This window comes from uncultured Lactobacillus sp. (assembly GCF_945290125.1).
GTDB lineage: Bacteria > Bacillota > Bacilli > Lactobacillales > Lactobacillaceae > Lactobacillus > Lactobacillus rizhaonensis.
Window position 1 is genome coordinate 13,412 of the sequence record NZ_CALYQV010000012.1, and the last position, 17,884, is coordinate 31,295.

Annotated in this window: 18 protein-coding genes; 2 read left to right on the forward strand and 16 right to left on the reverse strand. The window is 35.8% G+C overall.

The genetic code is table 11. From position 1 onward, the window contains the following. Nucleotide 1: 1 nt before the first annotated feature. Nucleotides 2–931 carry a 1-phosphofructokinase gene (gene pfkB, locus Q0K80_RS03375; RefSeq protein ID WP_294603153.1) on the reverse strand — a complete coding sequence of 310 codons (930 nt, stop codon included), beginning with the start codon at nucleotides 929–931 and terminating at the stop codon, nucleotides 2–4. Between the two features lie 120 nt (nucleotides 932–1,051). Between pfkB and Q0K80_RS03380 the strand changes: the two genes are divergently transcribed. Then, nucleotides 1,052–1,813: a MurR/RpiR family transcriptional regulator gene (locus tag Q0K80_RS03380; protein ID WP_294603156.1), complete on the forward strand. Its 762-nt coding sequence runs from the start codon at nucleotides 1,052–1,054 to the stop codon at nucleotides 1,811–1,813. Nucleotides 1,814–1,914: 101 nt separating this feature from the next. Here the strand turns inward: Q0K80_RS03380 and Q0K80_RS03385 are convergent, their stop codons facing one another. Both Q0K80_RS03385 and Q0K80_RS03390 read right to left on the reverse strand, forming a co-directional pair. After that, nucleotides 1,915–2,910: a tagatose 1,6-diphosphate aldolase gene (locus Q0K80_RS03385; RefSeq protein ID WP_294603161.1), complete on the reverse strand. Its 996-nt coding sequence runs from the start codon at nucleotides 2,908–2,910 to the stop codon at nucleotides 1,915–1,917. Nucleotides 2,911–3,052: 142 nt separating this feature from the next. Further along, nucleotides 3,053–5,818: a TIM-barrel domain-containing protein gene (locus tag Q0K80_RS03390; protein ID WP_294603164.1), complete on the reverse strand. Its 2,766-nt coding sequence runs from the start codon at nucleotides 5,816–5,818 to the stop codon at nucleotides 3,053–3,055. 282 nt (nucleotides 5,819–6,100) lie between these two features. Between Q0K80_RS03390 and Q0K80_RS03395 the strand changes: the two genes are divergently transcribed. Next, nucleotides 6,101–8,119, forward strand: coding sequence for a hypothetical protein (locus Q0K80_RS03395; RefSeq protein WP_294603167.1), 2,019 nt, complete (start codon nucleotides 6,101–6,103; stop codon nucleotides 8,117–8,119). 71 nt (nucleotides 8,120–8,190) lie between these two features. Here the strand turns inward: Q0K80_RS03395 and Q0K80_RS03400 are convergent, their stop codons facing one another. From Q0K80_RS03400 to Q0K80_RS03460, 13 genes are all read right to left on the reverse strand, one after another. After that, complete coding sequence (locus Q0K80_RS03400; RefSeq protein ID WP_294603170.1) at nucleotides 8,191–8,592, reverse strand: PTS sugar transporter subunit IIA; 402 nt, start codon at nucleotides 8,590–8,592, stop codon at nucleotides 8,191–8,193. 63 nt (nucleotides 8,593–8,655) lie between these two features. Continuing rightward, on the reverse strand, nucleotides 8,656–9,474 hold the full coding sequence (locus Q0K80_RS03405; RefSeq protein ID WP_110445658.1) for a PTS system mannose/fructose/sorbose family transporter subunit IID: 819 nt from the start codon (nucleotides 9,472–9,474) through the stop codon (nucleotides 8,656–8,658). Continuing rightward, complete coding sequence (locus Q0K80_RS03410) at nucleotides 9,461–10,384, reverse strand: PTS sugar transporter subunit IIC (RefSeq protein ID WP_034980636.1); 924 nt, start codon at nucleotides 10,382–10,384, stop codon at nucleotides 9,461–9,463. The genes Q0K80_RS03405 and Q0K80_RS03410 overlap by 14 nt, the downstream gene beginning before the upstream one ends. 10 nt (nucleotides 10,385–10,394) lie before the next feature. Further along, nucleotides 10,395–10,883, reverse strand: a complete 489-nt coding sequence (locus tag Q0K80_RS03415) for a PTS sugar transporter subunit IIB (protein ID WP_187157373.1) — start codon at nucleotides 10,881–10,883, stop codon at nucleotides 10,395–10,397. 163 nt (nucleotides 10,884–11,046) lie between these two features. Beyond that, nucleotides 11,047–12,213, reverse strand: coding sequence for an SIS domain-containing protein (locus Q0K80_RS03420; protein WP_294603182.1), 1,167 nt, complete (start codon nucleotides 12,211–12,213; stop codon nucleotides 11,047–11,049). 23 nt (nucleotides 12,214–12,236) lie between these two features. Next, on the reverse strand, nucleotides 12,237–12,953 hold the full coding sequence (locus tag Q0K80_RS03425) for a GntR family transcriptional regulator (RefSeq protein ID WP_294603184.1): 717 nt from the start codon (nucleotides 12,951–12,953) through the stop codon (nucleotides 12,237–12,239). A 159-nt stretch (nucleotides 12,954–13,112) separates the two neighbouring features. After that, entirely contained in the window at nucleotides 13,113–13,358 is a 246-nt protein-coding gene (locus tag Q0K80_RS03430) for a hypothetical protein (RefSeq protein WP_233558034.1), read from the reverse strand. Nucleotides 13,359–13,383: 25 nt separating this feature from the next. Further along, nucleotides 13,384–14,802 (reverse strand): PTS transporter subunit IIC, encoded by a 1,419-nt coding sequence (locus Q0K80_RS03435; RefSeq protein ID WP_122037289.1) that lies wholly within the window; start codon nucleotides 14,800–14,802, stop codon nucleotides 13,384–13,386. 20 nt (nucleotides 14,803–14,822) lie between these two features. Next, nucleotides 14,823–15,137: a PTS fructose transporter subunit IIB gene (locus tag Q0K80_RS03440; protein WP_045927619.1), complete on the reverse strand. Its 315-nt coding sequence runs from the start codon at nucleotides 15,135–15,137 to the stop codon at nucleotides 14,823–14,825. An 11-nt stretch (nucleotides 15,138–15,148) separates the two neighbouring features. Beyond that, the gene (locus Q0K80_RS03445) at nucleotides 15,149–15,622 is read right to left on the reverse strand and encodes a PTS sugar transporter subunit IIA (RefSeq protein WP_294603222.1); all 474 of its coding nucleotides are present in this window, start codon (nucleotides 15,620–15,622) and stop codon (nucleotides 15,149–15,151) included. 357 nt (nucleotides 15,623–15,979) lie between these two features. After that, nucleotides 15,980–16,555, reverse strand: coding sequence for a galactose-6-phosphate isomerase subunit LacB (lacB, locus tag Q0K80_RS03450; RefSeq protein WP_294603192.1), 576 nt, complete (start codon nucleotides 16,553–16,555; stop codon nucleotides 15,980–15,982). A gap of 12 nt (nucleotides 16,556–16,567) precedes the next feature. Beyond that, nucleotides 16,568–16,996 carry a galactose-6-phosphate isomerase subunit LacA gene (gene lacA, locus Q0K80_RS03455; protein WP_046324395.1) on the reverse strand — a complete coding sequence of 143 codons (429 nt, stop codon included), beginning with the start codon at nucleotides 16,994–16,996 and terminating at the stop codon, nucleotides 16,568–16,570. 20 nt (nucleotides 16,997–17,016) lie between these two features. Continuing rightward, nucleotides 17,017–17,772: a DeoR/GlpR family DNA-binding transcription regulator gene (locus Q0K80_RS03460; protein WP_110445648.1), complete on the reverse strand. Its 756-nt coding sequence runs from the start codon at nucleotides 17,770–17,772 to the stop codon at nucleotides 17,017–17,019. Between the last annotated feature and the right edge of the window lie 112 nt (nucleotides 17,773–17,884).

Sequence of the window (17,884 nt, forward strand, 5' to 3'; positions counted from 1 at the left end):
TTTATTTCATCCTTTCTTCCACTGAAATTTGCGGTAATAATTTACCTAAAGAAAAATCTGTCAGTCCTGTGCGACTAGCAGTATCACTACCAGCTGCAACAGCCATTCTAAGAGCTTCACCAACTGGTTTTTCCTTTTCCAAAAAGGCAATAAAAGTACCAAGCATTGTATCCCCGGCACAAGCTGAATTAACCACTTGTATTTTCGGAGCATTCGCAAATAGAACATGATGTTTATTAATAAAAGCAGCACCATCAGCACCTAGAGAAACTAGAACATTTTGGCAACCCAATTCAATTAATTTTTGAGATAATTTTACTGTTTTTGCGGCGGTCATCTCACCCTCATAATTGAAGAAGGCAGCAAGTTCGCTATCATTAGGTTTAAGTAGAAACGGTCGATATTTTAAAGTATCAATTACTTCTAGGTAACTACTGTCAATCACAAATTTAGCCCCCTGTTTTTGGACTAACTGAGCTAGTTGGACTAAAAAGTTTGGTTTTATACCCCGAGAAAAACTGCCGGAAACAACTACCATATCATCCTTAGTTACTGTGCTTTCAAGATAATCCAAAAATTGATCTTGCTTATCTGAACTTACTACCGGTCCAGGATTAACTTGTTTGTATTCTGTACCTTCGTCTAAAACATTCGTAAAGACATTAACTCTAGTAGGCTCTTTTACCTTTAAGAAATTAGTTTTAATACCCTTTTCTGTTAAACCAGAAATGACATAATCTAGTGTAAAGCCACCACCAATTCCTGTGGCCACACTATCTATACCCAACTTCTTTAAGATAAATGAAACATTGACTCCTTTACCATTAGGTTGTAATTCAAATTTTTCAGTTCTATTAACTACCTTTGGTTCCAGCTTTTTAGTGACAATTACTAAATCAATCGCTGGATTCAACGTTACTGTATAAATCAAAGATTTCTCTCCCTTTTTTTGCCTTTTGTATTATTATAAAGACAAATATGTGTAAAGTTTTTCTGAATTGATAGCGTTTACTTTAATTAATAGAAAAATATTTACAAAAGGAGCACTTAAATGTCAACAAAAGAACTTTCAGCGGCAGAATTGCATCTTTGGAATATAGTCGAAAATAATCCCCAAAAGATTGCCAAAATGTCAATAGTAAAGCTAAGTCAATTTGCCAACGTGTCAACTGCTACAATTGTGCGCACTATGCAAAAGATGGGATATAGTGGTTACACCTCTTACCGCGAAGCACTAAAATTAAAAAGCAATTCAAATTCTACTTTCAGTGTTTTAAATGACGCTGATGACAAGATCAGAAGCGTCATTACTAAAAACGAAATTGAAATGAACAATACGCTGCACAATTTGAATTATAGCACAATTGAAGACAGTATTTCGCTCACTAAACAAGCTAAGATGGTTTTTATTTTTGCTCGTGGTTTGTCTGAGTCAATTGCTCACGAAATGATGGTCAAATTACAATTAACCGGAAAATACTGTGAATTCCACTCAGATCCAAATATTATTAAAACAATTGCCAGCAAGATTAAAAAGGATTCGCTAGCAATTTTTATTACTTTGAATGGAGAAACTGAGGAATTAGTAACTGCAGCCAAAGCTTTAAATAAAAATGATGTTCCTATCTTGACATTTACCACTAATTCGTCCGGCAGTATTTTGCCTTTTACAACTTTAACTTTCATTGGCTACAAATCAAAAACTAATTACTTTCCCGAGTATGAAGTTAGATCTCGTCTGCCACTGCAAATAATGACGCGCATCTTTTGTGACGCTTATTCGGTTAGATGTGATTTTTATAAGAGCAAATAAAAAGCTTCCTATACTTTAAATGATGTGACCCCCAAATTTGTCCTAATTTTGGGGGTCATATCAAAATTTATATAGAAAGCTTTTTTATTTAGCTAATTCAGTTATTCAGCAACTTCCAGCTTATCACGCCAGGATTTTGCTCCTTTAAGAGCTTCATTTAAGTTTTCGATATTCTCTTTACCATGAGTAGCTAGCCATTTTCTACCTGCTTCTTCGCTTTCAGCAGCGAACGGTTTAATGGCTGGCTTCCAAGTAGCACGACCACAAAGAACACCATTAAAGTCAGCTCCAGCTGCTTCAGCCATTTTAATTTCAGCGATAAATTCTTCACTAGTTACACCGGCTGATAAGAAAATATAAGGCAAGTCGGTTATTTCAGATTGCTTTTTAAGCAAATTCTTGGTTTCTTCTTGAGTATAAACAACATTGTTGTCACCGTTAAAGCCTTCGACGAATTTAATGTTAAACGGAATTTCAACTTTAAGAACAGTTACACCATATTCAGGCTTTGAAAATTCTTTCATTGTCTTCAAAACTTTGTCAGCTTTAACTTTGGCAAATTCTTCGCTCTTAGCATCAGGAATGTTAGCATCATATGTCAAAACTTCCAAAAATAATGGTAATTCATTGGCCTTAGCTTCTGCACCAACTCTTTCAACAAAAGCTTGCTTTTTATCATTAATTTCTTGGCCCTCATCAGGATCATAATAAACTAAAAACTTAATGGCGTCTCCGCCTTCATTTTTAATTCTTAATCCGGACTGATTAGCAATTAAATCAGGCATTCTTCCAGGTTCGGTGGTATCATAGCCGGTTTTTTCATAAGAAAGTAATAATCCACAATTCTTATCTCTAACTTTGGTTGCCGGCAAGCCATACTCTGGATCTGTCAAAATAGATGAAGCATACGGGGTCAACTCACTAGATATTGCTTTTTTAAAATCAACGATAGTTGTTTCATCAGCAGGTTTATTGGCTGCATCAGCTAACATCTTTTTCAAAGAACCACGTTGGTCAATTGCCAAAGCACTGATTACACCATCAGTAGTTGACAAGTTTTCCATATGTTTGGCAACTGCTGCAGAAATTGTTTTCATTATATATCTCCTTTAACATTATCTTTAATCGCACAATTATTATTATATACTGATAGTTTAGCCTTTTAAAGAAAAGCAGAAGTTTTAGTAAAATTTTTCACAATTACAAATAATTCAGAAAAAGTTTACTGTAAATACCAAATTATTTCTTGGCAGAGTTAACAGCTTTCTTGGTCTTACAAATAATTTTTGTTCCCCAAGAAGAAGCTGTCATTTTTTGGATTTCTCTAACTTGAAAAGTATGTGTCGTTTCAGGTTTCAGGTTATTTAACGTAAAATCAGTTTTTTTAATATTAGAATATAACAAGCCGTCAATTTTTAGCTGATAACTGTCACAACCAGATATTGGTTGCCAAGATACCATAATGGAATCTGAAGTAGTTTCTTGAACATTTTGTGTTAAATTAGCCGGAACTATTAGAGCATCATTATTTATCGGCAGTTCATTAACCGGTACTGATGTCGTAGCAATACCTGCAACTTTAACAGTGATTTCATTTTGACACACATCCGTCTGTTGCAGCTTTATCCTTAAAAATGTTTGCTCCAAATTTGAACCAAATTCTGCTAAATATGGATTTGTCAGATAATGCGGGTCGAAATAGTAACAGTTATCATGCTTCTGAAAATCTGCTAAATTTTCTGCTGCAGTTAAATGAACTTCTTTATTACCGATTAAAACTTCGATTGTCCCTGGTGCTTTATTAGTTTTAATGCTTAATTCAGTAGATTTATCAGGTTCAAAATTTGTATAAGTACCTTGAGCTTTATTAATTTTAATAGTTAAATCAGAATCCCGCAAACTACTGGTAATTTCAGTTTGGACATATTTACCTTGCTTATATTGGGCAGAAAACCCATCATCTTCATAGATATTAAAATTGCCAGTGCCACGAGGATAAATCACAAATTGCCGCTGCTTTTTTAGTTTCAGGTATTCATCCGGAGTATTAGTTGCTGGTGCTACAGGTATAATAGCTCCTGCTTTAACAAATACCGGTAATTTCCATAATGGGGCAGCAAAATTATTAATTACTTGTCCACCTTGATATTCTTGACCAGTGAAGTAATCAGTCCAGATTTGTTTTTTATCGGGCAAATAGATTTCGTTTCTGACATCATTCCCCTTTTCATCGCTGGCAGTGTTTTGATAAATTGGAGCAACTAAGAAATTGTCTCCCCATAAATATTGGTACCTGACCAAATTAGTATAAAATTCTGGAACATTTGGGTACTCCAGAAACATGGCACGTACCATTGGCTTACTATTAAAGGTTGCCTCAGCTGCAATACTATAAATATACGGCATTAACATTGTTTTTTGCTTTAAATAGGCACGGTTCAGTTTGGTTGTGATGTCGCCAAATACAAACGGATTCTTGGGATTTTTACCCCAGCCATCCATATTCAGCTGAATTGGTGTAAAGGCCTTCCATTGATAATCTCTAGTATTAACAATCGGATTGTGACCACCAAAAATACCATCCATATCTGAGGCAACGTTAGGTTGGCCAGATAATCCTTCACCGATATAAGTCGGTATTTGGAAGCGAATATACTCCCATTCGCCACCAACTTCATCTCCAGTCCAAACTGTGCTAGTATTTTGCGTTCCTGCCCAACCATCAACTGTAATAATAAACGGTCGCAACTGATCACCTTTAATTTTAGCAATCATTTTAGCTGTACTTTGGGTGGCATTTAACCCAAATGAATAACCATGACCTACCCACGCTTCATCAGTCTTAAGTGCGGTGACACCAGCAACCAGCTCTTTTTCAAAATCACGATCATCCGGTTTAGGGTTTTCTGGATCGACGGGTGCAAGATTTTGCTGCGTCCATAATCCTACCTGCACGCCTTTGCTATTAGCGTATTGGACAAATTCCGCCAAATTTTCAAGATTTCCTGCTAAAGTATCCGTTTGTCCATAACCAGCACCATAACCATCATTAGGCAGGAACCAGCCTATAGGCATATCATGCTCGAGGTACTGTTCAAGCATTGACCGAGCACTGAATTGATAAGAAACCCCGCCATGTTCACCGTTCAGAGTTTCCCTAATTGACTTTGATTTTAATTCTGCAGGTAAATCTTTTGGTTGATATTCCCTGTAATACTTACCATCCGGATACTTAATAGCAGCCTTTTCTTCAGGATTTACTTCTACCCAATAATCCCGGTTATAAGCATTTAAATGAGCTTCATAGAAACCAAAAACTGGTGTCAAAGCCGGCCGGCCAGTTAACTGATGATAAACCTTAATCAATTCATATGCTGAATCCGCAAAGAAATAGACAGCATCGAAGCGTTTTTCTTCATGTGCAGTAGTAATTTCATTATTAGAAGTACTGTCAAAATCGTAATGTCCTGGTTTAAAAGTATTGCGGATCACGCCATAGCCAGCGGTTGACCAGTAAAAAGGATTAGGAGATGCTACACCTTGATCAACCCAATTATTGGTATTAACAATTTCAATTTTTTCTCCTGCTAGTGTGAAACGCCCGTTTTGCGTACCCCCACCAAAGTAATTACTATTGCAATCAACTAGGGTTTGAACTGTTAATGAATCTGTCAATTCAACTGACTTGGCTTCTTGAAAAATCGTCTTACCGTTTTTAGTAACGCTTAAAGTAGCTGAATTTCTGTTTAAATTAATTTCAATTATGCCCGTATCAATTTGCCAGCCGGTATTGGTCGCACCTATTCTTGCACCATCCATGCCGCAAGAATCGTAAATATTTTTCACAAAAATTTGAGCATGTAATCCAGCTTCAGATTGTTCTGGTTCTTGAAACTTTTGAGTTGGATCAATATATAATCTGAATGTTGTTGAATTCAAGATATAAAGACGAGCTGTCAGCCCGTTTTGATAGTCAATTTCAAAATAACCTGATTGCTTAGTCACTTCAGTGATAGCTTGCAATTTCAATTTACTAAAATTGGTTACCTGGTTGGTGTCATTTTTATTAATAGTGCTCTCCTCCTTAATATAAAAGAAAATTAATCTTAATTAGAAACGTTTGATAGGATTGATTATATGCTAAATCAGGGTGAGGATAAATAGCTATATACAAAATTATTGTCCAACCACTTATTTATCTTTCTCTTTAAATATCAAGGTATACAGCATTAAATTATGCTAGAATTAAGACAAGATATATAGTTATTTTTATATAGGAACAATAATATGACATTTATTTATACATTAAGATATATGCTGGATCCTAGAAAAAATACTCCAGCAAAAGACGAAAAATTAATCGAATTTGTTAAAAAAGGCCAAATTGATGATGTTGCTTTTTTCATAAATGGCGAAGAATTAAACCACAGTCACTTAACCAAAGCTGAAACGCAAGTCTGGCTGGACGCCATTAAACCTTTACAAAAGAAATTATCAGATATAGGTGTAACTACTAGCTTAAACCCGTGGACAACTATTATGCACTCCGATCGGGGGTATCAAGTTAATCCTGAGATTGGTTTCAATACTTTTGTTGACATTGATGGTAATAAGGCTAAGGATATGGCTTGTCCTGCTGATCCTATATGGCGCAAATATTTAGCCGCTACTTATGCCCAATATGCCAGCATACATCCCCGTCGATTATGGTTAGAAGACGATTTTCGCCACTATAATCACACTCCTTTAAAATTGATGTGTTTCTGCGATTATCATATGCAACTATATAATGAAAAATTGGGCAAAAAAGAAACACGTGCTGAATTTGTTAACAAGATGTTGCAACCCGGCAAACCCACTAAGGAGCGCCAAATTTACCTGGATCAAGCACGTCAAGAAATGATTGAAAATGAACATCTAATTGAACAAGCTGTTCATGAAATCAGTCCCGAAACAGATCTGGCACAGATGACTTCATACCCTGACTGGCATGCTCTTGAAGGCCGTGATTGGGATAAATTGTTTAAAGCCCAAGCTGGAGAAGGCCATCCAAAGGTTGCTCGGCCCCACCTACCTGCATACAATGAAGTTGCGCCACTAGCATATGGTAGAAATTTTGAAGAGTATACTCGTATTACCGCTGCTTTTTTAGGAGAAAATGCTGAACTTTATCCTGAATTAGAAAGTTATATGTATTCACCTTTAGTCAAATCAAATGCATTTACTGCCTTTCAAATTATCACTGCTGCTTTAATCGGAAGTCAGGGAATTCTACTCAACCTATTCGACATGATGGGTAATGGTATCAATGAAAGCTGGCATTACGCCGAAATGCTTGCTGAAATCAAACCATTTGTTAATCAGCTATTAGAAAATCGCCTCCCGCTAGATCATTTAAGAGGGATTAAGGTTCTAGTCGATCAAGATTCCAGTTATCACTTGCAAACTACTGCCGGCAAAAATGTGGAAGAACTTTTGCCCCATGAAAAAAACTGGGCTAGCCTACTAGGTGCTTTTAGTTTTGCTACAAGTATTTTACCTTTTGGTCAAAAAACTTCATTAGAAAACGAAATAATAGCTATTTCTGGGCAACTTTTACGTAATTTAACAAATGACCAAATTATAGCATTACTTAAAAATAATTTTGTTTTGCTTGATGGCGAGAGCGTGCAGGTTTTGCTTGACCGAAATCTGGGTAACTTGTTACACGTTGAGAATGCTGAGTGGCACCCAGTTCGCACAAATTATCAATCCTTTGAACAGGCTGATGGACACATTGTTGAAGGCGTCAAAAATCCACGAATAACAATGTTGCAACATACTGGTAATTATTTGAAAATAGAATATCAGCCAAATAGCGATGTAAAAGTGTGGTCTTTTGCATATAACTCAATTGATGAAAAACTAGGTAACGTTATGACAGTTATTGATCAGCATATCATTGTTTTACCCATGGATCAGGATCAACGTCACGGTTGGGATTCCCAATTTACCACATATAAGCAAGGGCTGCTCCAGCAAATGCTTGACAGTATTAAGCCTGTAGACTACTTAGTGGGGATGCCTAATGTTAAGCTCTCTGTTGAAAGCAATGGTCAAAAAGTTTGGTTTGCCAACTTTACATTAGATGGTTACCAGCAAATAAAATGGCATTTAGCAGCACCTCTTGTAAGTAATGATGCAACAATAGTGAGAAAAGTTGGTAATTCAGTTAAGAAGACAAAAATTCAGATTAATGTTGAAAATGGTATCGCTATCATTGATGAGCCTCTAGCACCACTTGAAACTATTCAAATACTGTTTTAAATTTAATAAAAGCCAAAAAAGCGCCTAGTCTCTTTGTTTAGACTAGACGCTATTTTTTGTTTATTTAAATGCTATTTTTTCATTTTAGCCAACATTTCAGTGACATCAACTATACCAGCTTTCCCAGCTGTCACATAGTCGGATTCTGTACCGCTCATTTGACTATTGAGCCATTCAATTACCAGTGGTAAATTCATTCCCGAGATCAAGTGAATTTTTTGACCACCCATAATTAGACGACTAACTACATTTGCGGGAGTTCCGCCCATTAAATCAGCAAAAACAGTAACATCGTCGATATTCATTCCTGAAATCTGCTCTTCAAATTTTTTCTTAAAATCATCAGGACCTTCAGATGGAAGCAAACATACCGTATGTACATGCTCTTGCTCGCCCATAATTAATTCAGCACTGGCTTTTACACCTTCTGCCATTTTACCATGACTAATTAAAATTAATTCCTTTTCTGCCATACTTTATCTTTCCATTTAATACTTATACTATCTAGATTTACTTAAAGCAATTACTATATCTAATTATATCTTAGCGATAACTCCAAGGCCACCTAAAACAATACAAAGTATTAAAACAATAAAGATTGCTTTGGTTGAAGTCATACCTTTCTTACCAAGAAGCCAGTAAACAAAGCCTACGACAGCTGCTGGTAACAACTTAGGAAGAATCATGTCCAAATTATTTTGAACATTCATGGTAACTTTACCAATTTGAGGTGCCCAGGCAAACTTAATGTTAACCATAGTGGCAACAAGGGCACCAACCATGAATACGCCCAAAACAGTAGCGGAATCAGTTAAAGCGTTTAAACGGTCTCTCATGTCAGTAACAAGAGAAACACCTTTATCATAAGCAAAATGAAGTTGCTTCCACCGGAAGACACAAATCAAAAGGCAGGCAATAACCCAAATGATAACACCAACTGGGTTTCCTTGTGTTGCCATTGAAGCAGCTAAAGCACCAAAAATAGTTGGAATCAAAGAAGCAAAGATAGAGTCACCGATTGCGGCAAATGAGCCCATCAATCCAACTTTAATACCAGTAACAGTGTCTTTTCCTTCAATACCTTCATTTTCCTCTACGGCAAGATCAAGACCGGTAATGATTGTATTAAAGAAGTTAGAGGTGTTAAAGAACTGCATGTGAGTCTTCATCATTTCCTTTAACTCAGGAGTATCATCGCCATAAATTTTTCTCAATTGCGGCAAAATAGTGTATAAATAGCCACTATTCTGCATTCTTTCATAGTTCCAGCCTAACTGGAAACCAAACAAAGATCTACGGTTAATTTGATTGAAGTCTTGTTCAGTTAATTTATATTTAGGTTTAGAGTTCGTCATCAGTAATCTCTCCTTCATCGTCATCAGAGCTTGAACTTGCACTATTACTTTGACTTTCAGTACTTTGTGCTTGCGCAGTACCTTTATTTATTGGAATATTCTTGTAATGCAAAATTGCAAGAGCTAATCCCAGCATTGCAATTGCAAGCATTGGCAAGCCATTGAAAATAGTAGTAAAGCCTTTGTTAACAGCTGATAAGCCTGTACCCAAAGCTTGCATACCACTAAAGAGAACTGAGAACAATGTCGTAATTGTAAAGCCCAAGATCAAATATGCTGCATGTCTCTTAACTGGTAAGTACCGCAATAAAACCGCAAAACCGACGGCTGGCAATGTGGCACCAGCAACAGTCAAACCATTACCCAGCCATAACAGATCTCCATTTAAAGCATTTGCGATCTGTTGTACTAATCCCTGACCAAAGGCCAATGCGATAAAGACAGGAACTGCACGTGAAAGTGACCACGGAATTGCACCGTATAAAACATTTCTTTCAACAGCCTTATAGTTAATCTTGTCTTGATCAATCAAATGATCAATTCTGTGTGAAAAGTAAGTATTGGCGAATCTTGCCAAAACGTCCAATTCAATCATAATAGCAGCAACTGGAACAGCAATTGAAGAAATAGCTGTTTGAGGACTCATACCTTTAATACTAGTTGAAAATGCTGTAGCTAAAACTGTACCGGTAGTAGCGTCAATTCTTGAAGCACCACCAAAAGTACCGATACCTAAAACTGTCAACTGCATTGATGCACCGATAAACAAACCGGTAGGCAGATCTCCCATAATCAGACCGGCGATCAATCCAGCACCAACTGGTGTGTTTAATGATGAATAAATTTGCAACTCATCTAAAATTTCTAATCCTGCATACAAAGTAAGCAGTAATATTTGCCACCAAGCCATTTTTCTCCTCCTACTTCATCTTTTCATTAATCAATTTCATTAAATCCCGTGACTCAACACTAGGATTTAATTGGGCAATTAAGTTAACGCCTTTGCCAGAAATCTCTCTGAAAACATCGGCTTCATGCTCATTGATATTAACTTGCTTAGTCAATTCAGTAGTATCATCTTGCTTAGACATATTACCAACATTGATTGTATCAAGCTTGATACCCATATTGAGTAGGTCAAGAAACTTATCTGGTTTCTTAGCTACCAAAAACACCCTCTGTTTTCTATAGCGATCTTTCTTAAGATGATCAGCAGCAATTTCGGTTGGTAAAACACTTAGCTTAGTAGACATAGGTGTAGCCATTCTCAAACCGCTTTTTTGGATGTCATCCTTAGCTGCCTTTTCATCAAGAACAATAATTCGTTCTACTTGCAACTGAGGTGTCCACAAGTTTGCCACCTGACCATGAACCAAGCGTTCATCAACTCTCGCTCCTACAATATTCATATTTCTTCCTCCATATCTTTTAAGGAAATCTAAATATTAACAAAAACGCTTTCAACACTAATATTAAGGTACCAACCAATTTTTGTCAATATATATTTTGGTATATTTAAAAGGCCTTTTTTTAATAACATAATTATACTTTTTTTAATAACAAAAAAGTACATTAGTTAAATTCGTGAATTGTTACACCTTTAACTACACGATTAACCGTGCCTGTTGGAGAAGGTGTATCCGGCTTATTATTAACCTTAATTGAAGTTAATAAAGCGATTGTTTGACCAAACATTACATCAGGTAAAGCCAAATATGCATCTGGCAGTAATTCTTTCTCGTCAAACGTAAACGATTTGCCTGAGAAGTTTTGTCCTTCTTTCTCCTGCCCCACGGCCATTACTAACGGTACAATTTTGTCATCTTTAATTTCGTTTAAAATGTCTAAATCATATTGTCTGGTATAAGTGTTATTTGAAACAAAATCAAAAACAATTGTCTTTTTGTCCAAAAATGATTTAGGACCATGACGTAAGCCCATTGATGTATCAAATAGTGCTGCCACTTCTCCTGCAGTTAATTCCAAAATCTTAAGCCGAGTTTCTTCGGCAAGACCTCCTAAACTGCCACTTCCTATATAAGTAATTCGATCAAAGTCAGTATCAACTAAAGATTGAATTTCATCTTCACGTTCAATTACACTTTTACCCATCTGAGCAATTTGCTTAACAATCTGCTCTTTTTTCTCATCTGATAATGTATCAAAAACAAACAGTGCCATTAAGCTCATGCAAGAAAACGAACCGGTCATGGCAAATCCCTGATCTAGAGATTTTTCCGGCATTAATAAAACTAATCCAGATGGGTCACCTTTTAAGTCTTGTGCCAAGTGTCCTTCTGGTGCACAAGTAATTGCTATTTGATATAAGTTTTTAATTAGCTTTTTGGCTAATTCTACAGTTGCCACAGACTCAGGTGAGTTACCACTGCGAGCAAATGATACCAGAATTGTAGGAGTATCTTTTTCCAAATAGTCTTCCGGAGTAGAGACAATTTTAGTAGTATCAATTGCTTCAAAGTCATATCTTGTTCTGTCACCATGCTTTTGTAAATATGGCATAATCGTATTACCAACATATGCACTAGTGCCAGCACCTGTGAAAACAACTCTGACTTTGCCGCATTTTTGCTTTATTTCGTCTAAAAATTCGGTTATTTTCGCTTTATTATTCTGATAAATTGACCATGTTTGTCCCCATAATTCAGGCTGCTGCTCAATTTCACGAGTAGTAATTTTAGCGCCCATTTTTTCTAACTCTGCATCTGTTTTTGAAAACATTATTATTTTTCCTTTCTTTATAACTAAGATAAATCATTATATTGGCGTGAACGATAAACGAATTTATCGCCTCTAGCCAAAGAAATTGTAAATTCTACTGGTACATTTTTGTCGTTAATAGTTTTTCGAAATATTTTTAGACTCGGTGAACCAACTTCCTCAGCCAAATTCTTACTCTCTTTAGCATTAAGACAAACCGCTTCAACATCTTCAAAAGCCATTACACTAATTTGGTTGTATTTTTCTTTCATAACAGTATAAAGTGGCTTAGATTTTAAATCATCAATAACAAGTTCAGGAAATATTTTTTCCGGTAAATAGGATGTACTGAAAATTCGCGGTTCGTTATTAGCAAGACGTAAACGCACCAGCTTATATGTTTTTTCTGTCGGTTCCAAATTTAGCTGTGCTGCAATATTTTTATCTGGGGTAATCAAGTCTAAACTTTGATTTTCAGTTGAAGCCTTCTGGCCAGTCCGCTTTAATTCTTCTGAAAAAGAGTACATCCCACCAATATTAGGCTGATTAAGAAAAGTACTTGAAACAAAGGTGCCCTTACCATGAAGACGATAAATCAGTCCCCGTTCTTCAAGATCCTGTAATGCTAACCTAACTGTATTACGGCTAACGCCATATTTAACCAGTAGTTGTCGTTCACTAGGTAATTTGGCTTTATGTTTAATATTTTTTATATGTTTTTCTAATTCTAAAATTACTTGTAGATAAAGTGGCTTTTCCATTAATTCCCCCTCCTTTTTTAACTGGTTGATACCACTTAAAGTTTATCAGAGAAAGCGGTTCATTGCAATTTGATTTTGGTAATTTACTGATAATAAAAAAATGAAATAGGAAATTAAAAATACCATTAAGAGAAAAACCCTTAATGGTATTGAATATATTTATTTACTTAACTTATTGCCTTTCCAATCATAGTATTTTTGACTAAGGCGATTTTTAGGATTATCAAAAACAACGATTCGATATAAAGCATAAATTGTACCAACCATGGCAATTAAGTTTGTTATCCAATTTTTAAGTAAAATCTGTAACAAGTTGACCACAATCACAACAACTGTCCAAAAAAGGATCCGATTCCTTCTTGCTTTTTCCTTAGCCGTTACTTTTGTCTTTTTCAATTCGATCACCTTTATGCAAAAATATTATTAATGATTAGTTATTTTTCTTAGCTGCAGCATATTCTGCGTTTCTCTTCTTCATTTGTTTTGCATACCAGATAAACAAGAGAAGGTATACTGCTAAAGCAATTAAGGCATAAACAATAAACATTCCTTGTTGTTTCCAGGCATTTCCAACTAAGTAAGCCAGGAATTTTTCAACTGGCCCTTCCATAGTAGTGTCTGAAACTAATGTATGTGCAGGAATAGCGGCACCAACCGAGTGAGCCATGTTGGTAACAAATGGACCAACCATAGTACCAGCCCAAAGGAAGACAGGTAATTCAATTGTTCCAATAATAATCATTCGAATAATTTTACCACGAGTAACAACTAGTAAAGCTGGAGTAACACCCATAGCAATAATACCGCCTAAAGGCATTAATCTGTTACCAGGTAAAACCATTGCTTCGAGCATCATAATTGGAGCCAAAACATTTGCGGCTGCCCATATTTCAGAACGACCAGCTAAGAATGGCCAGTCAAGTCCAATATTAAAGGTACGACCAGAGAACTTCTTAGTAGCAAAATCAGCAATCCCTTGTGATAAAGGTTCTACAGAAGCAATGAACCAAGAACCAATTACAGAGAATAATTCAATACATGAACCACCAATAAATGATAATGTAAACATGTCTTTCCATCCCTGCTCAGTCGCAAAGTTGTTACCGGCTAGTAAGGAAACAAACACACCAAGGTAAACACCGATAGCAAATCTACTGCCCCAGAAACCGATTTTTTCATTCAGTTTAGTAGAGTCAAAGTCAAATTTATCAAGCCAAGGCAGACATTTGTCAAAGAACTTGTTAAACACCATGATGATAGGATTCATCATATAGTTCATGTGAGTAGTGGTCATGGGGTTGCTGTCAGGAGCATCTAATAAGTCATTAAATGTTGGTTTCATTAAGTCAGAGTTAATAATTTTCATTGTGCCAATGAAAAGAACTAACAAAGTTGATAACCAAAGAGGAGCACCGACATATACACAGAACAAACCATCAAATGCTAAGTGCCAAACATCGAAGATATCTACATCAAGCGTGTTAGTCTTATTTAATACCAGCAGAACAACATTTAAAATAATTAAGACCAATAGATAAAACAAGGTATAAGGTGAACCCCAGGTTATAGTAGCAAGTGGTGCCCAACCCATATCCTGCATATCCATGTGGATGCCAGTGTGCTTAACAAATTGCATCATTGGCTTTTGAAATGCTGTAGTCAGCATGTTCATAACATTACCTATCGCCGTAATAGCAATAGCTAATTTCAAGCCACCTTCTAAGGCCTTAGTAAACTTGACACGAAACAGTACTGCAATTAATGTTAGAACAATTAACATTATTGTAGCCGCACCCATATCAATTAAAGGTTTAAAAAGTGAGTTAGCGAAACTAATTATCCCATTCATTTTTATTTCCTCTTGAAATCTTATTTAGCATTAATTTCTTTAACAACTTTTTCAACATTGTCATAAACTGGTTTGGCCATGGCTGGTATACGGTATAAAATTGCTCCGGCATCAATTAACGGAATTTTTGGTTTAAAAGAAAGATCGGTCTTAGCAATTGTCAAGTAGCCATCATAATGTGATAAAAGATCTTCATTAACATCCTTAATCATATAGGCATCAACTTTAACGTTGTAACCCCGCTTTCTCATTTCTTCCTCAACTGCATCCTTAATTTGGTGAGATGAATTTACCCCAGCGCCACATGCAGCTATAAATTTTACTTCTCTGCTCATAAAAAGCCCTCCTACTTTTGACTAAAATTCTTACTTAAGAGCTGATAGATTTTATCAGTTTCAGTAAGATTAAATAATGCTTGTAACTTTGAAACTGGTGAGAGTCTAAGAAAGTCCATAATTTGTGCTAATATGTTTGCTTGTCCTTCGGGATTGTTATTCAAAATCATAAACAGAAATTTTACCGGTAAACTTTGATCAGGTGCAATCATATTTTTAAAAGATACTGGTGTTTTTAAAGCAACAGGTACTATCAAACAAGTATTGACAAACTCTCCTTCAGTATGCGGTACAGCAATATTAGGCAATTCCTTTGCAATAGGTGAAGTATCTATTCCTGTCGGATATTGTTGTTCACGCTGGTTAATTCCATTGAAAAAGCCATCGTTGACCAAATCAAGAGTAAGTAATTTATCTGAAACTTCCTTAAAAATTGTGGTTGGATCTGATGCATCACTTACAAACACTGCATTCGCAGAAAACAACTTATTTTCTTTCACAAATTAGGCCCTCCTTAGCAATAGACAAGTTTTCGCTTTTGTTTGAATATGTTAATTTTTGTTCGCTTGTCTATTGCTATTATATTTAATGGCAAAGAAAAATGCAAACGCTTTTTCAAAAAATAAACTAAAAATTGTATTTAACCCATTGTATTTTCAGCCATTTCTAAGAGATTTAACTTGCTGTGAATAGTTAATTTGATAGTATCTTGGCATAGCCTTCATGTTTATGAATTAAATAAAAATATTTTTAAGCAAAATAAAAGCCATGACTTTTTAAGTCATGGTTTTTGTGTGCGATTAAAATTTTAAATCTCAAATTATTATTTAACTGTATTAGTATTAGTCGTGGTATACGCCTTCAGCCCACTTCTTATTTTCTTCATCAAAGAAGTGCACGTTATTTTTTTGATCAGGATTAGGTTTAGCAATACCGTCTATTTTGGCAATAAGTCTTTGTCTTTCTGGGGTAGACTCATATTTAGCATTCAAGAATGAATCGACAATGTCAAAAATAAAGTCACGCCCTAAAACAATGCCACCAAAACCTAAGATATTGGCGTTTAATTCACGCCGAGCATATTCGGCTTGGGCAACATCGCCTACCATTGCTGCACGAACTCCCTCGTTTTTATCAGCAGCAGTAGAAATGCCGATACCAGTACCACAAAGAACAATACCTAAATCTGCACGACCATCGGCAACATCTTCAGCTACGCGTTTACCATAAATTGGGTAGTGAGTTCTAGTATTGTCATGAGTACCTTCATCAATGACTTGGTATCCTTCTTCTTTTAAATGATCAGAAATGGCCATTTTAACAGAGGTTACAATATGATCGTTTCCTAAGGCAATAACAGTATGCTTGTCAACTTTGGGATCAACAAATTCTGGTTGTGGTCTATCATTATCTAACATTAGTAAGCCTCCTTAAATCATTTCTTCAAGCATATTCAAGCGAACCTGATGGCGTCCGCCAGCATATTCTGTATCTAGATAATGTTGCACAATTGAATAAGCTAGTTTTTCACCTACGATGCCGCTACCCAACGCAATTGCTTTTGCACCATTGTGCATAGCGGTCATATGTGCAGTTCTTTCTTCATTGACGTTTGCTGTAACCATGCCCTTAACTTTATTTGAAGCCATAGCTGAGCCCACACCGTATTCGTCAAACATAATGGCCTTTTTGATACCATTATCTAAGACTTCATGAGTCACCTTTAAACTCGATTCAACAAAGTCCTCTGCGGCTTGCGGTGTAACATCCAAAACATCATAATGATGTGCTTGCAAGTATTGTTTTACTTTTTCCTTTAAAGCAAAACCTGCCTTGTCACTACCAATGACAACCTTCATAGTCAAATCTCCTCTCAAAACTATTTATATATAGTCGTAAACTGGCTGTAATGCTTTTCCAACTCAGGTTCAATTCCATGGTTAGTAATTAGTCCATCCACATTGCGCAAATCGTAAAATTGGTGAAAATCACTGTGATCCAACTTTGTATAATCAGCGACAACAAATTTTATTTGAGAACGGTCTAATCCAATACCTTCGGTTTGACCCTCCTCTAAGTTAGCAGTTGTCAAAGAAGTATCATTAATGCCATTAACGCCGACAAAACCAACAGAAAAAGACATAGTTTTTAACTCATTGTTAGCTAAAGCACCCACAAAAGCTCCACTTATTCTTCTATATGAGCCGCCAACCATAATCAAGTCATAGTCATTCATATTATCTTTTGCAGCTTCAAATACTGGTAATGAATTAGTAACTATTCTCAAATGCTTAACTTTTAGGTTAGCAACAAGTAACTCTAACGTTGTTCCCGGGCCGACATAAATTGAGTCATTTTCGTGGATTAAGTTACAAGCTCTTTTAGCTACTTCATACTTTTCTTTACTATGAATTTCCCGTTTTTGCTGGTAGCTTTTTTCGGTCCGAATCTGATCAGATAATAACTGAGCACCACCATGAATGCGCAAAATTTTATTTGCTTTATGCAATTCATTGAGATCCCTTCTAATTGTCATATCCGAAACTTTTAAAGCCCGTGCCAATTCATCAACTGTAACAAATTTCTGAGTTTTTACTACTTGTAAGATAGTTTTCAGTCTTTCACTCTTTAACATTAGTAACCTACTTCTTAACTAGATTAAGCAACTAACTTAGTCCATTTTTATTATAGTTGTTAGATTTTGTTTGTCAATGTTTGAAATTGTTCGATAGCTATAGTTTGAACTA